Source organism: Campylobacter sp. MIT 12-8780, from assembly GCF_006864535.1.
Lineage (GTDB): Bacteria > Campylobacterota > Campylobacteria > Campylobacterales > Campylobacteraceae > Campylobacter_D.
Genome location: NZ_QHLL01000006.1, coordinates 34,712 through 53,486, shown reverse-complemented (window position 1 = coordinate 53,486; position 18,775 = coordinate 34,712). Strand labels below are relative to the sequence as shown.

Annotated in this window: 15 protein-coding genes, 2 tRNA genes and 2 pseudogenes; 5 read left to right on the top strand and 14 right to left on the bottom strand. The window is 35.0% G+C overall.

Annotated features, from left to right (window positions below):
• The first annotated feature begins 30 nt into the window (after positions 1–30).
• The 3 genes from DMB95_RS05825 to DMB95_RS05815 all read left to right on the top strand — a co-directional run bounded on the left by DMB95_RS05825 (position 31) and on the right by DMB95_RS05815 (position 1,977).
• A complete protein-coding gene (locus DMB95_RS05825; RefSeq protein WP_142931369.1) occupies positions 31–1,143 on the top strand; it encodes an FtsW/RodA/SpoVE family cell cycle protein in 1,113 nt (370 codons plus the stop codon).
• Positions 1,144–1,231: 88 nt separating this feature from the next.
• Positions 1,232–1,308, top strand: a tRNA-Ile gene (locus tag DMB95_RS05820).
• Between the two features lie 30 nt (positions 1,309–1,338).
• Positions 1,339–1,977 carry an HAD family hydrolase gene (locus DMB95_RS05815; RefSeq protein WP_142931295.1) on the top strand — a complete coding sequence of 213 codons (639 nt, stop codon included), beginning with the start codon at positions 1,339–1,341 and terminating at the stop codon, positions 1,975–1,977.
• Positions 1,978–1,997: 20 nt separating this feature from the next.
• On the opposite strand, the gene DMB95_RS05810 is transcribed toward DMB95_RS05815, so the two are convergent.
• From DMB95_RS05810 to yajC, 12 genes are all read right to left on the bottom strand, one after another.
• Positions 1,998–2,072 (bottom strand) — tRNA-Asn (locus DMB95_RS05810).
• Between the two features lie 75 nt (positions 2,073–2,147).
• Complete coding sequence (locus DMB95_RS05805; protein ID WP_142931294.1) at positions 2,148–2,828, bottom strand: endonuclease III domain-containing protein; 681 nt, start codon at positions 2,826–2,828, stop codon at positions 2,148–2,150.
• A 12-nt stretch (positions 2,829–2,840) separates the two neighbouring features.
• Positions 2,841–5,792, bottom strand: coding sequence for a DEAD/DEAH box helicase (locus DMB95_RS05800; protein ID WP_142931368.1), 2,952 nt, complete (start codon positions 5,790–5,792; stop codon positions 2,841–2,843).
• A 6-nt stretch (positions 5,793–5,798) separates the two neighbouring features.
• The gene (locus tag DMB95_RS05795) at positions 5,799–6,194 is read right to left on the bottom strand and encodes a bactofilin family protein (protein ID WP_142931293.1); all 396 of its coding nucleotides are present in this window, start codon (positions 6,192–6,194) and stop codon (positions 5,799–5,801) included.
• Positions 6,140–7,030 (bottom strand): M23 family metallopeptidase, encoded by an 891-nt coding sequence (locus DMB95_RS05790; protein ID WP_142931367.1) that lies wholly within the window; start codon positions 7,028–7,030, stop codon positions 6,140–6,142. The genes DMB95_RS05795 and DMB95_RS05790 overlap by 55 nt, the downstream gene beginning before the upstream one ends.
• Before the next feature lie 4 nt (positions 7,031–7,034).
• The gene (locus tag DMB95_RS05785) at positions 7,035–8,198 is read right to left on the bottom strand and encodes a Mur ligase family protein (RefSeq protein ID WP_142931292.1); all 1,164 of its coding nucleotides are present in this window, start codon (positions 8,196–8,198) and stop codon (positions 7,035–7,037) included.
• On the bottom strand, positions 8,188–9,573 hold the full coding sequence (locus DMB95_RS05780; protein WP_142931291.1) for a hypothetical protein: 1,386 nt from the start codon (positions 9,571–9,573) through the stop codon (positions 8,188–8,190). Before DMB95_RS05780 ends, DMB95_RS05785 begins: the two co-directional genes overlap by 11 nt.
• Positions 9,566–10,072 carry an LPS assembly lipoprotein LptE gene (lptE, locus tag DMB95_RS05775; protein WP_137632226.1) on the bottom strand — a complete coding sequence of 169 codons (507 nt, stop codon included), beginning with the start codon at positions 10,070–10,072 and terminating at the stop codon, positions 9,566–9,568. Before lptE ends, DMB95_RS05780 begins: the two co-directional genes overlap by 8 nt.
• The gene (gene leuS / locus DMB95_RS05770; RefSeq protein WP_142931290.1) at positions 10,069–12,507 is read right to left on the bottom strand and encodes a leucine--tRNA ligase; all 2,439 of its coding nucleotides are present in this window, start codon (positions 12,505–12,507) and stop codon (positions 10,069–10,071) included. The genes lptE and leuS overlap by 4 nt, the downstream gene beginning before the upstream one ends.
• 14 nt (positions 12,508–12,521) lie before the next feature.
• Positions 12,522–13,493 carry a protein translocase subunit SecF gene (secF, locus tag DMB95_RS05765; RefSeq protein ID WP_142931289.1) on the bottom strand — a complete coding sequence of 324 codons (972 nt, stop codon included), beginning with the start codon at positions 13,491–13,493 and terminating at the stop codon, positions 12,522–12,524.
• Positions 13,493–15,076, bottom strand: a complete 1,584-nt coding sequence (secD, locus tag DMB95_RS05760) for a protein translocase subunit SecD (RefSeq protein ID WP_142931288.1) — start codon at positions 15,074–15,076, stop codon at positions 13,493–13,495. The genes secF and secD overlap by 1 nt, the downstream gene beginning before the upstream one ends.
• Positions 15,069–15,341, bottom strand: coding sequence for a preprotein translocase subunit YajC (gene yajC, locus DMB95_RS05755; RefSeq protein WP_142931287.1), 273 nt, complete (start codon positions 15,339–15,341; stop codon positions 15,069–15,071). Before yajC ends, secD begins: the two co-directional genes overlap by 8 nt.
• On the opposite strand from yajC, the pseudogene DMB95_RS05750 reads away from it, so the two are divergent.
• A pseudogene (locus DMB95_RS05750) lies at positions 15,314–16,612 on the top strand (apolipoprotein N-acyltransferase); the annotation flags it as partial. The gene yajC and the pseudogene DMB95_RS05750 sit on opposite strands and share 28 nt — an antisense overlap.
• A gap of 223 nt (positions 16,613–16,835) precedes the next feature.
• Here DMB95_RS05750 and rsfS read toward each other — a convergent pair.
• Both rsfS and nadD read right to left on the bottom strand, forming a co-directional pair.
• On the bottom strand, positions 16,836–17,162 hold the full coding sequence (rsfS, locus tag DMB95_RS09755) for a ribosome silencing factor (protein ID WP_260604831.1): 327 nt from the start codon (positions 17,160–17,162) through the stop codon (positions 16,836–16,838).
• 27 nt (positions 17,163–17,189) lie between these two features.
• Positions 17,190–17,720 (bottom strand): annotated as a pseudogene (gene nadD, locus DMB95_RS09750) (nicotinate (nicotinamide) nucleotide adenylyltransferase); the annotation flags it as partial.
• A 59-nt stretch (positions 17,721–17,779) separates the two neighbouring features.
• Here nadD and gap point away from each other — a divergent pair.
• A complete protein-coding gene (gene gap / locus DMB95_RS05740) occupies positions 17,780–18,775 on the top strand; it encodes a type I glyceraldehyde-3-phosphate dehydrogenase (protein ID WP_142931284.1) in 996 nt (331 codons plus the stop codon).

Genomic DNA, 18,775 nt, shown 5'->3' with positions numbered 1-18,775 from the left:
TACTACAAATTTATTAAGGCTTTTTAAGTGATTAAATTATTTGATAGAAGAATTCTCACTCACTTTGATTTTGTCCAACCTGCTTTGATCTTGCCAATCATCGCCATTTCTTTTATTTTGGTGGCTGAAGTCAGCTCTTTTTTGGCTGAAAAACAGCTCATTTACACTTTAGTAGGCTTTTTGTGCTTTTCGTTTTTTTTCATACTTCCTATTAGAAAGCTTGCATGGCTTATACCTTTGCTGTATTGGATCAATATCTTTTTGCTTTTAAGTGTCGATATTTTTGGCGTTGAAAAACTTGGAGCAAAAAGATGGCTTGAGGTACCATTTACACACTTTACCATACAGCCTTCAGAGCTTCTTAAGCCTTCTTTTATCTTAATGCTTGCTTATCTTATCTACCGCGATCCTCCGCCTAAAAATGGCTATAAGCTCAAAAGCTTTTTAAAGCTTAGCTTTTATATACTTTTGCCTTTTTTTCTCATCGCTGCAGAACCTGACCTTGGCACAGCGACGGTTTTACTTATCGTTGGTTTTGGCACGCTTTTTATCATAGGAGTGAATTATAAAATTTGGTTGAGTATTTTTTTAGTCATCGCCGTATCTTCGCCTATCATTTACACGCATTTTTTAAAGCCATATCAAAAGCAAAGAATTCATGATTTTTTAGCCGAAAAGCCAAGCTATCAAGTCCAGCAATCCATAATCGCTATTGGAAACGGCGGACTTAAGGGCAAAAATAGCGATGAAGCAACCCAAACGCATTTTAAATTCTTGCCTATCTCAACAAGCGATTTTATTTTTGCGTATGCTGTGGAGCGTTTTGGATTTATAGGAGGGGCATTTTTACTTTTACTTTATATGCTCTTAATCTTTCATTTGCTTAGCTTAAATGCTAAATTTAAAGATGATTATTTTACGCGCGTAGCATTAAACTGCGTTGCCTTGTTTATCTTTATCTATACGGCTGTAAATGTTTCTATGACTATAGGTTTTGCCCCTGTTGTTGGCATACCACTGCCCTTTTTCAGTCATGGAGGAAGCTCTTTTACAACCTTTATGGTGTTTTTTGGAATTTTACAGCACCTTATCACTTTTAGGTATTTTGCTTTAGATACTAAAATCGGACTTAAGGGTGCTTGATCGCTTAAAAATCCAACTTGTTTTTATAACGTTTAGTTAAAATTAAGCAAATGTAGAGTATAATTTTTGCTTTCTTACTTTTAAAGGCGGATTTATAGCTCAGTTGGTTAGAGCAACCGGCTCATAACCGGTTGGTCGCAGGTTCGAGTCCTGCTAAATCCACCACCTCTTTTCAATACTCATCAAGGAAATTTTATGCAAAAGACGATTTTATTTGACTTAGATGGCACTTTAATTGACTCTACTTCGGCTATTTTACACGGCTTTCATAAAAGCTTTGAGTATTTTAAGTATGATTTTCATGATGATGAAGCTATCAAAAATATGATAGGCTTGCCTTTAGATGAGATATTTAAAAATTTAGGTATTAAGGTTGAGGATACTCAAAAATACATTCAAGTATATAAAAATGCTTACAAAGAAGTCTATCTTGAACAAACCACACTTTTAGAAAAAGCAAAAGAAGCTCTTGAGCTTGCTTTTTCATTTGCTGATTTAGCAGTAGTTACGACAAAAAGTTCTGTATTTAGTCAAATTTTACTTAAGCATTTAGGCGTGGGGCATTTTTTTAAAGTCATTGTAGGAAGAGATGATGTTATCAAGCCAAAACCAGACGCAGAGCCTATACTTAAGGCTTTAAACTTACTTTGCAAAGAAAAAACAAATGCTTTTATGCTCGGTGATACTCATCTTGACATACAAGCAGCTAAAAACGCTCAAATTGGGTGTATTGCTTTAAGCTGTGGCTATGAAAGCAAAGAAAGTTTGCTTGCCCAAAAGGTTATGGTTAAAGAAAATGCTTATGAAGCGGTGAAATATCTTGAAAAATTATGATAAAGATTAAACATAAAAAGTGGCTCCGGATGCAGGATTCGAACCTGCGACCAAGTGGTTAACAGCCACCTACTCTACCGCTGAGCTAATCCGGAATTTTTAAAATTAAAAGTGTGATTGTAGCAAAATAGCTCTTTTTTGTCAAGACTTTTTTAAAAAAAGCTCTAAATTTAAGCCCTTAATTGTGCTAAAAGTTTTTCACCTTCAAGGCTTAATTTTGCCCCTTTAAAATAAGCCTTACCAAAGGCTATGATTAAAGCGTGAAAAATTTGATAGAGTTCATACAGCTCATAGTCTTTTTTCAAAGCCTTGCAAAGCTTTGCTTGCTCGCTTTCTACCCCACTTTGAAAAAACTCCCTTAGCTCCTCATAGCTTTCAAACTCAAAACCTAGAGCTAGGGCTAAACGTTTAGTATAGCTATCAACGACAAGAAATTCTTGCTTGCAAAGATAATTAAGCACGCTATCAACACTTTCAAAGCCAAGCCCTTTGATATTTAAAAGCCACTCTCTACTGGCTTTTGTTTTGAAATTTTCTAAGCTTTCATACTCATTGATGAGTTTTTCACATAGATTTTTTAAACGTTTTGCCTTGGTATTGTAAAATCCACTTGGCTTAATAAGTCTTGCAAGTTCTTCATTTTCAAGCTCTGCGATTTGTTTTATACTTGAAATTTGAGCGTTTTTAAGGTTGTTTAAGGCTTTTAAGACATTATTCCAATTTGTATTTTGCGTCAAAATCACAGAAATAAGAAGCTCAAAATCACTCAAGCCCCTATTTTCAAGCCAATCAAAGCCCTCATAATCTAAATTCAAATGTATCAAAAAGTCAAAAATCCCAGCCCCATTCATCAAAACTCCTTTTTACGCACTTTGCTTTTTTCTTAAAAATGAAAGCACAGCATCAAGCACATCATCATCGTCCTTACTGCGAGCCTTTATCAGCTCTTTTGTATCATCAAGATAGGTAAATTGTATATTCATCTCAAAACTTGAAATGCTTTTAAAATGCTTTAAGCCTAGAATTTTTATGATGATAAGAGATAAAAACTGCTGGGTATAAGTATCAAGCTTGCCAAAACGATCATTGATTTCACTTTCTATCTCATAGACTTCATTTACACTTTCACACTTGCTTAAACGCCTGTAAAGCTCTAAACGCAAGCGATCTTCATTGATTAGCTCTGGATTTAAAAAGGCATTTACCCCAAGTTTTAAGTCTATTTTTTCTTCATTGAGCACTTCTTTTTTACTTAAGGCATTAATTTCATCTTCAAGCATTTTAAGATAAAGACTCAATCCAATCTGCTCTATATGCCCGCTTTGATCGCTTCCTAATAAATTGCCCCCACCTCGTATCTCAAGATCATGATAAGCAAGCACAGAACCAGCCCCTAAAAAAGAATTGCTCTCTAAAGACACAAGACGTTTTAAGGCTTCTTTGGTGATAGCATTTTTATCCTCAACTAAAAAATAACAATACCCTTGCCTATCGCTCCTTCCTACCCTGCCACGAAGCTGGTGTAAATCAGCCATGCCAAAACGATCAGCATTTTCAACGATGATGGTATTGACATTAGCTAAATCTATGCCGCTTTCTACTATGCTGGTGCAAAGGAGCATATCGTATTTTTTGTTTTCAAACTCAAGCATTTGTTCTTCTTGAATTTTTGAGTCAATTTGTGAATGAAGCACAAGAATTCTTAAACCCTTAAATAGCTCTAAAAGCTCTTTTTTGCGAAGTTCTATACTTGCGATATGATTGTGTATATAAAAAATTTGTCCGCCCCTTCTTAGCTCTCTAGCAATCACTTCTTTAAGCAAGGCTTCATCGTATTCTTTCACATAAGTTCTTACATCAAGCCTTTGCAAAGGCGGAGTTTGAAGGCTTGAATACGACTTGATCTGACTTAAGGCTTGATTTAAACTTCTTGGGATAGGCGTAGCGGACATAGAAAGCACATGGGCATTGTGGCTGAGTTCTTTAAGCTTTTCTTTTTGTTTTACCCCAAATTTATGCTCTTCATCGATGATGACAAGGGCTAGATTTTCACATTTTAAGCTTAAAAGTGCATGCGTACCTATAATCACACAAGGAGTATTTAAATCAAGCTTTTCTTTTATAAGCTTTTTTTCTTTTGTGCTTGTAAAACGATCAAATTTAAAAACTTCTATACCAAAACTTGCAAAGCGTTTGCTTAAGGTTTTATAATGCTGATGTGATAAAAGCGTAGTTGGCACAAAAAAAAGCACACTAAAGCCACTTTTTAAGACCGGTAAAATGGCATTCATCGCCACTTCAGTTTTACCAAAACCAACATCCCCACTGATAAGCCTATCCATAACCCTACCACTTTGAAAATCTTCTAAAATAGCCTCACAAGCCTTAGTCTGATCCTCAGTATAAGTAAAATTTGCACTTGCTACAAATTTAGCCTGCTCTATATAATCAATATGAATTTTTTTAGGCTCGATTAAAGCCCTTTTAGCAGCCAGTATCACAAGTTGTGAAGCGATCGCAAAAAGCTTTTCTTTGAGCTTTTCTTTAAGGCGTAAAAAAGTGCCTTTGCCAAGCTTATCCATACTTGGGACACTTGAGCTTATATATTTATCAATCATATATAAGTTTTCAACAGGAAGTAAAAGCTTGTCATCATTTTGATACAAAAGAGCTACAAATTCTTTTTTTACTCCGCTAATCTTAATCATCTCAAGCCCCAAAAACTTTCCCACACCATAATCTTGATGCACGATAAAATCACCCTTGCTTAGCTCATCGATGATTAAACTTGCTTTTCGCACGCGTTTTTTAGGCGTTTTTTGATTTAAAGAAAGTATGATCTTTTCTTGACTGATAAGATGAAGCCTTAAAGGGCTTATCTGCAAGCTTAAATTTGGAGTTTTTTCTATATTTAAAGCCTTAAAAAGAGCTTCATTTCGTGCTAGTATGAGAATTTCTTTATCCTGATGAAAACTAAAAAAATCCCTTGAATAAGTGCTTTGCAAGTCTTTATAATGCTTAGCATCTTGTAAAACTCTAGCATTAATCTTTTCAAGCTTAGCCTTATCTAGCCCTTCAAATTCTAAGTCTTTAAAGCTTTTTATACTCTTAAAATCAAGCTCTAAATAATCACAAAAATCATCTATACACCAAAAACCAAAAGAATTAAAATCACTAATCAAAGCCGAATTTTCAAATTTTTCAAGCTTGTTTTGCAAATGTTCAAACTCACTTTGAGAAAAATGAGCCAAAAAAGGACAGATGCAAAGCTCTTGAAGTTCATTTTGTATAGATTTTTGAGTATTTATATCAAAATACCGCAGGCTTTCTATTTGCGTGCCAAAAAAAAGTATCCTAAAGGGCTGTTCTTCATTGATAGCAAAAATATCTAAAACCTCGCCACGCCAAGACAGCTCGCCCTTATCTTGCACTATATCTACAAAGTCATAACCAAGTCTGACAAGCTCATCTTTTAAAGCTTTTTCATCAATATGCTCGCCAAGTTTAAGCCTGATATTTTCTAAATGCTTTTTACCGGGTAATTTATGCAAGATAGTATGCAAAGGAGAAATGAGTATTTTTTGAGAACTTTGTTCTTGATGATAGGCATTAAGCACCTTACAAAGCTCAAAAAGCTCTTTTGAAAAAGGGCGTAAATCATCATCTTGCCTTGCTCTAAAATCTGGCAAAACAAAGCTTTTAAAGCCCAAAAATAAAGCAACTTGAGCTAGCTCATCAGCTTCTTTATCATCCTCGCAAAGCAAAAGTTCGCATTTTGGCTTGCTTTGCAAGAACTCGTAAAATTTAGCCTGAATCAAAGCTTATTCTTCGGTTTTTGAAGCAGTATTTTCAATAAGTGTAAGTGTTTCGTCTTTGATCTTGCTATTGCCATTAAACTTACCGCCATTTTCTATAGCAAAGCCCTTTACAGCAATGTTTCCATTGACTAAACCACCCATAAGAATTTCAAGATTGTTGGCATCAAGCTCACCATCAAAAATTCCATTCACAACGACCTTATCAGCATTAAGCTGTCCTTTAACAATCCCTGTTTTACCGATAACAACCACACTTTGTGAGTGGATTACACCGCTGATCTCGCCATCAACATGAAGCATAGAATCAAAGTAAAATTGCCCTTCTATCCTTGCTCCTGCTGAAATTACTGTTGTTTCTGAGACGCTGCTGTTGATATTGCTTTTATTAAAGATTGCCATGGCACTCTCCTTTCTTGATTAAAAAATTTATCCATATTTTTACGATCTAAATTCAAAAAATACAGAGGTTCTAAAGTTTTATTGATAAATCTTACCTCATAATGCAAATGAGGACCAGTTGATGCTCCTGTGTTACCTGTATAGCCGATAAGATCTCCTTTTGAAACAAATTGTCCGGGTTTTACCACATCTTTTCGCGTCATATGAGCGTAGATGGTTTTAAAGCCAAAATTATGCTGTAAAGTTACCATATAACCATAACCATTGCTATTATAGCCTGAAAACTCAACAACTGCATTTGCTGGAGCATAAATTGGCGTGCCAACGGTTGCTCTTAAGTCAATACCAGTGTGAAATTCCTGCCTTTTTAAGATAGGATGATCCCTCCAGCCATAATTACCAGAAATCCCTTTATTTTCTATAGGATAACCATTTGGAATTTGAAGCAAAACACCTAGTTGCTGTTCGTTTGTAAGATTGAGCTTTTCAAGTCTTGCATTTAAAGTCAGATTATTTTCATTACCAAGCCCAAGCTGTTCTTCAAAAATGGCGATTTTATCTTCTATAGCGGCATATTGTTCAGCTTTTTCAGCAAGACTTGCTTGCATTTTTTCGTTATTTATGACTAAATCTTTGCTATTTTGTATCAACTCTTCTCTTTTTGCGTCAAGTTCGCTGACTTTAGAGTCCAGATAATGGATATAAAAAGCACTAAAGATTAAAAAAAGCAAAACAAAAGCGATAAGATAAAAAGCGATTTTCTTAATCACTTGAGAAAGATAAAAATGCTTTGAGCCATTCACATCAGTGATTGTAATGGTAAATTTATTCAGCATACGCTTATGCGGTCTCAAAATGCTCCTTTAAAAAATGCTGCACCAAAACAAAAGAGCCAAAGACAAGATAAGTTCGATCTTTTTCAAGTTTTATGAAATCCTCGCACTTTATATCAAGCTTTAAAGCTACTTCTTTAATATGTTTTGTAGCAAGCTCTCTTTGACTTTCGTATTTGTAAATCATAATTTTATCAATTATAGGCTTAGTAATTCTTAAAATTGCAAAAATATCTTTATCTAAAAAAGAATTATAAATCAAACAAAGCTTTTGTCCTTTAAATTTCTCAAGCAAAGCTCGTGCTGCAAGCTCGTTGTGTCCCACATCAACAAAGATATTTTCACTTATTTGCTCGCACCTGCCTCTTAAATCAAGCTTTTGAAGCTTTTTGATGACATGAAAAGCTTGAGTTTTATTTTGCAATACTCTTAAAGCAGCAAGTGCGAGATTGAGATTGTGTTCTAAAAAAGAAGGGAGTTTGTGCTTTTGTGCGTAAGCTTTGCTTGCTTTAAGTAAATTAGTATCTAAAAGCTCATTTGCATAAAACAGCTTTGCTTTTTTTAAAAGGGCTATTTTTTGACTAAGTTGCAAAACAAGCTCTTCTTGCTCGTTTGCAATCACAGCCTTTTTTGCCATAACTTTAAGCTTTGTTCGAGCAATCATTTCAAGCTTATTGCCTAAAATTTGAGTATGATCAAAACCTATTTTTGTAAAAATACTTAATCTTTTTTCAAACAAAGAAGTGCTGTCAAACTCTCCTCCCAAGCCTGCTTCAAAGATAACAAAATCACATTTTTTAAACACAATCACAGCCAAAAAAGTCGCATACTCAAAATAACTCAAACGTTCTAAATCACTTTGAAAAATTTCACTCAAACGCTCATGAGCCTTTTGCAAGGTTTTATCATCAAGTATTTTTTGATCAAGCCAAAATCTTTCATTAAATTCAAAAATATGCGGACTTGTAAAATGCCCTACTTTAAAGCCAAGCTTATATAAAAGCTGGGCTAAAAAGCGTCCTGTGCTGCCTTTGCCATTTGTGCCTATGATATGAATGATGGGTTTAAGCTTTAAGTCTTTTTTGTATTTGTGATATAAACTAAACGCACGAAAACGATCGATTCGCGTTGAGTATTCTACTTTTTGTTCTAAAAAGGCTTTAAATTTCATTAACTTTCTTTAAAAGTTCATCTAAAAGACTTAAGTGAGGATAGCTTGCCTTATCCATAAAAAAGCTCACTATGCTTGGAATGATGACATCTTGTTTATAAATAAATTTAAAATTCTCAATCTCATTGATATTTTTTTGCATAAAAGGGATAATTTGCTCGTAAGTTTTTGCACGCACGATAAGTAAATACGACTTTTCATCAAGCATCCAAAGCTCGTCGTTTCCGTCGCAATTTTCTTGTAAAATTTTCTTAAATCGTTCTAAAATTTCACTTAAATTACTCACGCCGTATTTTTCCATGATAAAACGATAATTTGAAACACTAAACACGCACAAAGCATAATTTATCTTATATTGTAAAAACACTTCATCAAGCTTGAGTATGTGCTTTTGAAGCGTCCAATTTTCTCTTTGTTTGGTATCACTTGCCTTGTGAAGCTGGGCGTGAATATGTGTGATTTTTTCGTTTAAAGCAAGGAATTTGTTTTTCAAATCATCAAAAGAAACTTTCACGCTGCCATCTTGTTCTTTTTGTAAAGAATTCACAAAAGCAACATTGTTTTGATTGATATTATTAAGCAAATCAATGAGCTGGTTAAGCTTTTGGAGATTTTGATCAAAAAAATTAAGGTTTTGTTGCACGAAGATTAAATCCGTGCTGATTCTTTTATTGACCATTTCTAAAAGTTCATTTTTAAAAGTATCGCTTTTGTCCTGATCAAGAGCAAGGATATAGGGCTTTTCTTTAAGTTTTTGTTCAAATTCAGCAATCTTATCACTATGAAGCAAAGAAGGACGCAAGCACAAAGCAATGAGCTTGGCAAATCTATCATATGATCGAGCCTTAAGCTGAAAAAGAAGTTTTTTAATGATAAGAGTAAAATCATCATTTTTGATACCATATTTTTTAAGCTCTTCTTCAAGTTCGTGATCTTCATAATCTTGCTGCCATTGCTGCCATTTTTTTTCAAGCAAATAAATACTTTCAAGATCCATTGCTTTTGAAATTCGAGCCAAAGTCATAGAAGCTATATCTTTAACCTTTTTATCTTTACTTGCAAGCAAGCTTTTCATGATGATATTTAAAAACTCAAAAAGCTGAGGGGATTTTTCTTTGTTTTGGCGATTAATCTTTGAGATGAGAAAAAAAAGCAATTCATCAATGTTCTTAATATTTTTAAGCTGGATATCATTTTGATGTGCTGGGATTAGCAAAGCTTTAAATTTTTCTACCTTTTCTTTGGTGCCTCCACTCACACCACGTTTTGAAGCAAGTTCTTCAAAAACTTCAGTATAATTTTCTGGCGTAGGTTTTAAGCCTCGTTGCCCGAGCAAAAGCAAGGTTTGCTTTGCAAGCTCGTTGATATTAGTCATTGTGCTGTCCTTTAATCGCAACTATAGAGACAAACTCATCAAACGCCTCGCTTGAAGCAAAACGCATCGCATCAAGCCTTGCTGTATCACTGATAACACTATTTGGCGAGATAGCAAAATCATAACTCCCCTGCGTTTTGATAAGCTCTTCTTTACCATCTTTAAATACAACATTAAATTCAAGATTAAGCTTTGCTTTATATGCGATAACATAGCCATTTTCATCATAGATTATTGGAGTGAAGTCAAGATTTCCTACTCTTACATTGATACTTTCATCAGCTTCTTCTTTAAGGGCTGGGCTTTTGCCAAGCTTATTGATAATCACTTCTCTTAAGGTATCAACGACAAAAACACTATTTTGTGGGTCTTGTGGCGAAATTTCAACGCTAACATACACCTTATCACTAAAGACTTTTTGAGCGACTTTACTTGTTGGCACATAACCACACGCGATAAACAAAAAGCTTATACCCAAAGCAAATAAAGTTTTTATCATTTTATAACCAAATTCACAAGCTTCTTATCAATATAAATTTCTTTGATAAGCTCTTTACCCTCAAGCCATTTTGCCACGTTTTCTTTAGCCTTACTTATAATCTCATCTTTGCTTAAATTTGCTTCTATTTCAAGCTCAGCTCGCTTTTTGCCATTCACACTTACGCCTATATTAAAGCTATCTTTAACAAAAACCTCACTTAAAAGCTCAAGTTTTTTAAAATTTTCACACCCAAAAAGCTCGTTTGAAAGCTCACTTGCTAGGTGAGGAATGATAGGCTCAAGCACATTTAAAAGTATATAAAAGCCTTCAAGCTCTAAATTTTCATTCTTTGCTACACTTAAAGCATTTAAAGCTTCCATACAAGCTGCGATTAGGGTATTAAAAGCAAAATTACTCTCGTATAATTCATTTGATTTTTTCAAAGCCTCATAGACTTTAAGTCTTGCAAGTTTTTCATCCTTGTTTAAGGCGTTTTGATCTATAGCTTTTAAGCTTTTGCCTTTAAGCTTTAAGGCTCTTTCATATAGCCTTGCTAAAAAGCGATATGCTCCATCAACAGCATCAGCATTCCATTCAAGCTCTTTTGCTGGTGGGGCTGCAAAAAGTATAAAAAGTCTTGCTGTATCAGCTCCATATTTGCTAATAATCTCATCTGGATCGATGACATTGCCTTTTGACTTACTCATTTTGGCTCCATCTTTAAGCACCATTCCTTGCGTTAAAAGACGCACAAAAGGTTCATCAGCTCTTAAATACCCCAAATCCCTTAAAGCCTTTTGGAAAAAACGAGCATACAGCAAATGCAAGATAGCATGCTCTATACCGCCTATGTATTGATCTACTCCAAGCCAATAATCCGTGCTTTTTTCATCAAGTGCCTTTTCTTGCCAAGTTTTTTCATCACTTGCAAAACGCGCATAATACCAAGAGCTTTCAAAAAAAGTATCTAAAGTATCACATTCTCTTTGAGCTTCAAGTCCACATTTTGGGCATTTACAATGCTTCCAAGTGGGGTGCTTTTCTAAAGGATTGCCCTCTCCTGTGATACTTACATCATCTGGCAGGGTTATAGGTAAGCTCTCAAGCCTTTCACTGACTAAACCACAGCTTTTACAATGCACCATAGGTATAGGACAACCCCAATACCTCTGCCTTGAAACGCCCCAATCACGAATTTTAAAATTAGTAATTGTTTTGCCTATGCCAAGTTGCTCAAATTTCTTCGCTATCTTTACTCTTGCTTCATTGCATTCTAAGCCTTCAAATTCGCCACTATTAATAAGCTTGCCTTTTTTATCTGTATAAGCCTTGCTTGGATCGTAATTTTCATCATCAATGACTTGTTTTATAGTCAAATCATATTTCTTAGCAAATTCAAAGTCTCTTTCATCATGAGCTGGCACAGCCATAACTGCCCCACTACCATAATCAGCCAAAACAAAATTTGCTACCCAAACTGGAATTTTTGCTCCTGTTAAAGGATGAAGGGCGTAAAGCCCTAAAAAATAGCCTTCTTTGTCATTCATCTGCCTTTCTCTTGGGCTTTGATTTTGTATGGCTTTAATCTTTTGTGTTGTATGTTCATCAAGTAAGTTTTTTTCAAGCAAAGCATTTACTATATTATGTTCTGGAGCCAAAGCCACATAAGAAACACCAAAAAGTGTGTCAGCCCTTGTTGTAAAAACCTCAAAAGAAGAAGCTTCAGCCTTTAAAGCACTTTCATCATCAAGTTTAAAAGCAAACTCAAGCCCATAACTCTTGCCTATCCAATTTTCTTGCATAGTTAAAACCTGAGGACTCCACTTACCCTCAAGCTCCTTAAGTCCAGCTAAAAGCTCATCTGCATAAGCAGTGATTTTTACATAGTATCCAGGCATTTTTTTTTGGATAACCTCATGTCCACAACGCCAGCATTTTCCATCCTCAACCTGTTCATTTGCAAGCACAGTTTTATCATGATCGCACCAATTTACAAGGGCATCTTTTGTGTAAATAAGCCCCTTTTCAAACATTTTGATAAAAAATTCTTGCTCAAATTTGGTATAAAGGGGATCAGAAGTTGCTAGCATACGTTTTCTTGAAAAAGAAAAGCCCAAAGAAAAAAGCTCTTTTTGCATATAAGCTATATTTTCATAAGTCCAAGTTTTAGGGTGAATTTTATGTTTTATAGCAGCATTTTCAGCAGGCATACCAAAGCTATCAAAGCCTATGGGGTGAAGCACATTAAAGCCCATTTTTCTATAGTGTCTTGCAAGCGCATCGCCTATGGTATAATTTCTTACATGCCCCATATGTATGCGTCCGCTTGGATAAGGAAACATAGATAAGATATATTTTTTAGCTAGGCTTAAATCATCTTTTGGCTCAAAAGCCTCACTTTCTTGCCAAAATTGCTGCCATTTTTTTTCTATCACACTTGCTTCATATGCCATTGTTTTTTCTCTCCTTAAACACTGCCTTTTTCATACATGGCACGCATTTTTTCTTTTTCTTGTTTTTTCTTAAGTTTATCTAGTTCTTTTTGTCTATACGCATTAACACTAAATTTAAACCAAAGTAAAGCCGGACTTGCCACAAAAATGGAGCTTAAAGTCCCTACCACAAGCCCTACGATGAGTGCAAGTGAAAAGCCTTCTATCATAGAACCACCAAAAAAGTATAAGATCACAACCGTAGCTAAGGTAAGCCCTGAAGTAAGCACAGTCCTTGAAAGCGTGGCTGAAACACTTTCATTGATAATAGGAGCTAGCTCGCTTTTCTTGCTTGTTTTTATACCCTCTCTTATACGATCAAAAATGATAATAGTATCATTTAAAGAGTATCCAAGCACGGTTAAAACAGCGGCTAGGGTATCTAAATTCACATCTATCTTAAATAAAGAAATAGCTCCTAAAGTGATGATAAGATCATGCACTTCAGTAATGATAGCTGCCATAGCAAAACGCCATTCAAAACGAAAAGCTAAATAAATCAAAATCGTAAGCAAGGACACGCTTACTGCCATAATGCCTTTATTTCTCAGCTCATCGCCCACTTTTGGACCCACTACATCAACGCGTCTGATCTCAAAAGAGCCTGTATCTTTTAAAAGGTTTGTAATTTGTGTATTTAAATCAGTTTTTACATCTTCATGTGAGCCTAAAAAACGTATAGTTACCTCATCATCAGAGCCAAATTCAGTTACACTTAAGTTTTGAAAATCTCCACCAGCCTCAAGTTTAGCCCTAATATCTGCAATGGGCGCTTTTTGTTCGTATTTAAGCTGTATGAGTGTGCCCCCGCTAAAATCAATACCATATTGTAAGCCTCTATCAAATAAAAGCCAAAGTGAGCCAAGCACCAAAAAACCAGATAAAAAATAAGCACCAAAGCGCATACGCATAAAATCATAAATTTTCTTTTCGCTAAAAAACTGCATTATTTTTTTCTCCTATATCCAAACCAAAGCCTTGTATTATTGCTTTTTTCCATTTGCTTCATAAACAAATCAAACATACCATGCGTGCCAATGATAGCTGTAATCATACTGACTAAAATACCTATACCAGTAGTTACGGCAAAGCCTTTAACCGGACCAGTGCCATAAGCGTATAAAGCAATTGAAGTAACTAAAGAAGTGATATTTGAGTCCATGATCGCGCTCATAGCGTGTTTATAGCCATCTTCTACACTTTTTTTGATACTTGCTCCCTCACGCAAAAGCTCTCGTATGCGTTCATTGATAATCACATTTGCATCAACTGCCATACCCACAGTTAAAACCAGTCCAGCCATACCAGGCAGGGTTAAAGTCGCTCCAAAAATCGCCATCACAGCCACAACCACAAGTATATTAGCAATCAAAGCAATATTTGCAAAAACTCCAGCTATACCATAATACACCATCATAAATACCACTATAGCAATACTTGCACCGATTAAAGCTATCATTGACATTTGTATGCTATCACTTCCTAAAGATGGACCTATACTTCTTTGTTCTAAAACCTTAACAGGAGCAAGCAAAGCCCCACTTCTTAAAGCCACAGCCACATCTCTAGCCTCTTCTTGAGTGAAATTTCCGCTAATTTGCCCGCTACCTCCGCCTATACGTTCATTAATCACAGGGGCTGAATAGACTTTATTATCAAGTACTATAGCAAGACGTTTTCCAACACTTTTTTCAGTATAATCAGCAAAGATTCTCGCTCCTTGTGAATTTAAGGTAAAATTGATAATAGGAGCATTTGAATCTTGAGAAAAGCCTACCCTTGCATCAGTTAAGGTTGAGCCATCAAGTACAGGGATAGCTTTTAAGGCGTATTTAATATTTTCATTTTTAGCATCAGCTAAGACAATATCACCATAACTTGCCGCTTCATTTTCGCTCAAAAGATGAGCTTGAGGCATTCTTGCATCATCTACTTCCATGAGTTGTAAATGAGCTGCTGTGGTGATTCGCTCTTTTGCTCTTTGTTCATCCTCGCTTGTCTTAATGCCAGCAAGTTCAACTAAAATCTGATCCTCGCCTTGCTTAGCAACGGTTGGTTCAGCCAAACCAAACTCATCAAGGCGGTTTCGTATGGTTTCAACTGCTTGAAGCAAAGCATAATCAAGGGTTGATTGAATTTCTTCAGCACTTAAGCTTAAGGTGTAGTGCATATTTGCAAAGCTGACATTTAAGCCAGCAATATCCTTTAAAATCGCATCAATTTTAGCCACATCGCCTTCATCATAAAGCTTAAACTCGATACTGGTATCATTTATTTTTATATCATCACTAATGATATTTTGTTTGTTAATCTCATAACTTAAAGCCGAAGCTATACTTTTAATCTTTGATTTTACGGCTTCTTCACTATCCACGCCCAAAAGCAAATAAAGTCCGCCTTGCAAATCAAGCCCTAAATTGATCTTTGCTCCCTTTTGACTTTGCAAAAAAGAAGGCAAGGAAAACGCTATACCAAAAAGCAAAACTGCTACAAAAATAAAAAGTTTATAATTGACTTTTGAATTAGACATCAATTTTCTTTGCTATAAATTCTTTTGAAATTTTTGCAATAGTGTTCTCATCATTAAGCTTAACTTTGATAAAATCATCTTCTGGTTTTATCACTTCGCAGATCAAGCCACCATTTGTGATGATTTTATCGCCTTTTGTAAGCTCTGAAATCATTTGTTTGTGGGCTTTTGCTTGTTTTTGCTGAGGGCGGATAACCAAAAAATAAAAAATCGCAAAAAGCACGAGTAGAGGTAACAATGAAGTTAGCAAAGAGTTTTGTTCCATATTATTTTCCTTTTGTGAAAAAATTAAATCCTAATTCTAGCATTTTAAAAATAATAAAATCCTTTTTTATTGCAATTTTACTTTCAAATTCAATCTACTTATCTTTTTTTGAAAGCTTGGCTCTTGAAATTTTTTCTCCATTTTTGGCTATTTATGGACTTGTTTTGCTTTTGCGATCTGATAAAATTGGCTATTTTTGGACTGGATTTTTTCTTGGAATTTTATGGTTTTTTTGGCTTTCTTTTTCTTCTGTTTATTTTGGATTAAGTTATTTGATCCCTTTTGAAATTCTTGGTATTGGCTTGTTTTATGGGATTTTGTTTCGAATTTGTTTTATACTTAAATTTGACTTTTTGAGGTTGTGTGGGGTATTTTTAATCAGCTTTATCCACCCTTTAGGCTTTGACTGGCTGAATTGGGGCGTTTTAAGCGTATATGGTTTTTTTGAAAGCTCGACAAAAGGCGTGATTTGTATGTTTTTAATCGCGTATTTTTACTATGAAAAATACATTTCAAGGTATTATAAAATCGCCATTATTTTAGCTTTATTTTTTATAGGTATGCAGTATAAGGATACTGAATTTAAAAGCTTAAATGCAAATATTGCTTTGATACAAACACATATCTCTCAAGATCAAAAATACCTCAACGAAAATCAAGCCAATGAAGCAGAAAGGCTCATCAATGAAATATTTCAGGCTATAGAAGCTAAAAAAGAAGTCGTTGTTTTGCCAGAAAGTGCTTTTGCTTTTGAGCTTAAGCAGGCTTTTTCAGGGCTTTATTATGAGCTTTTAAAAGAATTATCTAAAGATATTGTTATCATTACAGGAGCCTTTAATGAAGAAAATAAAGGCTTTTATAATAGCACCTATGTTTTTCAAGATGGCGAGGTAAAAATCCTTAACAAGCATTATCTTGTGCCTTTTGGCGAAGAATTGCCTATCTTTAAAGAATTTGTGCGAACATATCTTTTGCCAGATATGGGCGAGTTTTCAAGGGGCGAAAAGCTTAATCACTATGAACTTTTTGGAGAAAAAATCACAAATGCAATTTGTTATGAAGCCACAAAAGAAGCCTTATACAAAGAAAGCAAGATCATCATCGCCATATCAAACAACGCTTGGTTTGACGGCTTTATAGAACCAAGCTTGCAAAGACTTTTAATCAAATTTTATGCAAGCAAATACGGCGTAAGCGTATATCATGCAACAAATGGAGAAATTACAACCATCATCACACCAAAAAAATCGCTTTTTGCCTATCTTAAAAATGAGCTTTTTGCGTATTTTGATCAGTTTAAAAATATAGAAAAAGTAAAAAATAAAACACCCAAAGATGAAAATTCAAGCAAAAAAGAACCTGTAAAAGACAATGTGCCTGATGATAATAACTTAACTCAAGATAATAATCTTAGCCAAACACAAGAATAAGTCAATGCATTAAATTTTATCATTGAGCTTAAGTCGTTTTAAGCTTTGATCCTTAAAATCAAACTTAAGCTTTTTGTTTGCCAAGTTCTTTTAAAAACTCTTCTAAATTATATTTTGCCCTATAATCTTCGCTTAAAAGATGAATGAGTATATCGCCTAAATCAAGCACACTCCAATCCTCAGAGCTTTCTATACCCAAAAACTGCTCCCCTTTTTCTTTAAGCTTTATTTTAAGCTCATCGATGAGTGAAAGGGCATGCCTTTGCCCTAAAGTGCTTGCAAGCACCACAAAACTTACAAAATAATCCTTATCTCGCATATCAAAAACTTCGATTTGCTCGGCTTTTTTATCATCTAAAATATCCGTAATAGCTTTGATTCTTTCTTGCATTTTTATCCTTTGAGTTTTACTTATAAATTTAGCATAATATTCTTTAACTTCATCTTTTATACCCTCACAAACCTCGCTGACATCTAAAGTATCGCGGATAAATGATGAGGCTATATCAAAATCAATGTCAAGTTTTTTAAATTCCTTTGGTATGGTGATTTTAAGCCTACTTGCAACGACAAATTCAACCATTTTATTTAAGGTATCAAATTCATGCCAAGAGTGCAAACTCGCTAAATGATCAGCCCCTATGATAAGATAAATTTTACTTGGATTAAAACGTTTTTGAAGGTATAAAACACTTTCTATGCTCGGCACGGGTCTTTCTTGCTTGATCTCAAAATCACAAATTTCAACCTTTTCTAAGTTTCCCCATAGTTTTTTCGCCCATAAAAATCTTTGCTCTTTACTTGCCACAAAGCCTTGTTTAAAGGGGTTTATAAAGGTTGGCATAATGATAAGCTTATCTATATCAAGTGTGTTTAAAGCTGCTTTTACCACAGCATCGTGTCCTAAGTGTGGCGGATCAAAACTTCCGCCAAAAAATGCAATTTTCATTAAACTTTTAACCTTTTTTTTGTAGAATTCTAGCATTTTATTTTGCAAAAGGAAATTAAATGGCGATTAAAATTGCGATAAATGGCTTTGGGCGTATTGGAAGGTGTGTTGCGCGTATCGCGTTAAAACGCGATGATGTGGAGCTTGTAGCGATTAATGATACTTCTGATTTGGAGATCACAAAATACCTTTTTAAATATGACAGCGTGCATAGAACCTATGAGGGCGAAGTTTCAAGCCAAGATGATATGCTTATCATTGATGGTAAAAAAATCAAAGTCTTTAAAAGTCGTGATATCAAAGAACTTGACTTTGCAAAATACGGCGCTGATGTCGTGCTTGAATGCACAGGAGCACACTTAACTCAAGAAAAATGTCAAGCTTTTTTAGATCAAGGCATACAAAAAGTGATTATGTCAGCTCCTGCAAAAGATGATACGCCTACTTTTGTAATGGGTGTAAACTCTCATCTTTACAAAGGCGAAAAAATCATCTCAAATGCAAGTTGCACCACTAACTGCTTAGGTCCGGTGTGTAGGGTTTTGCAAGATGAATTTGGCATAGAAAAAGGACTGATGACAACCATACATGCTTATACAAACGGACAAAGCATCATCGATGCAAAGACAAAAGACAAACGCCGAAGCAGAGCAGCAGCACAAAACATTATCCCAACCTCAACAGGAGCGGCAAAGGCTATGAAGCTTATCATGCCAGAGCTTGATGGACGTTTGCACGGACAAAGTATGCGTGTGCCAGTGATTGATGTTTCAAGCGTTGATTTAACCGCGCAATTAGCTAAAAAAACAAGTAAAGAAGAGCTAAATAACGCCTTTAAAAAGGCTGCAGCTTCAAATTTAAAAGGCTTTTTAGCTGTTGATGAAGATGAGAGAGTAAGTTCTGATTTTATAGGTTCAAGTTATGGAGCGATCGTGGCTGCTGATCTTACTCAAGTGATACAAGATGATTTTGTTAAAATCGTGGCTTGGTATGATAATGAATGGGGCTATTCAAGCCGTTTGCTTGATATGGCTGTGTTGGTGATGAAAGGTTAA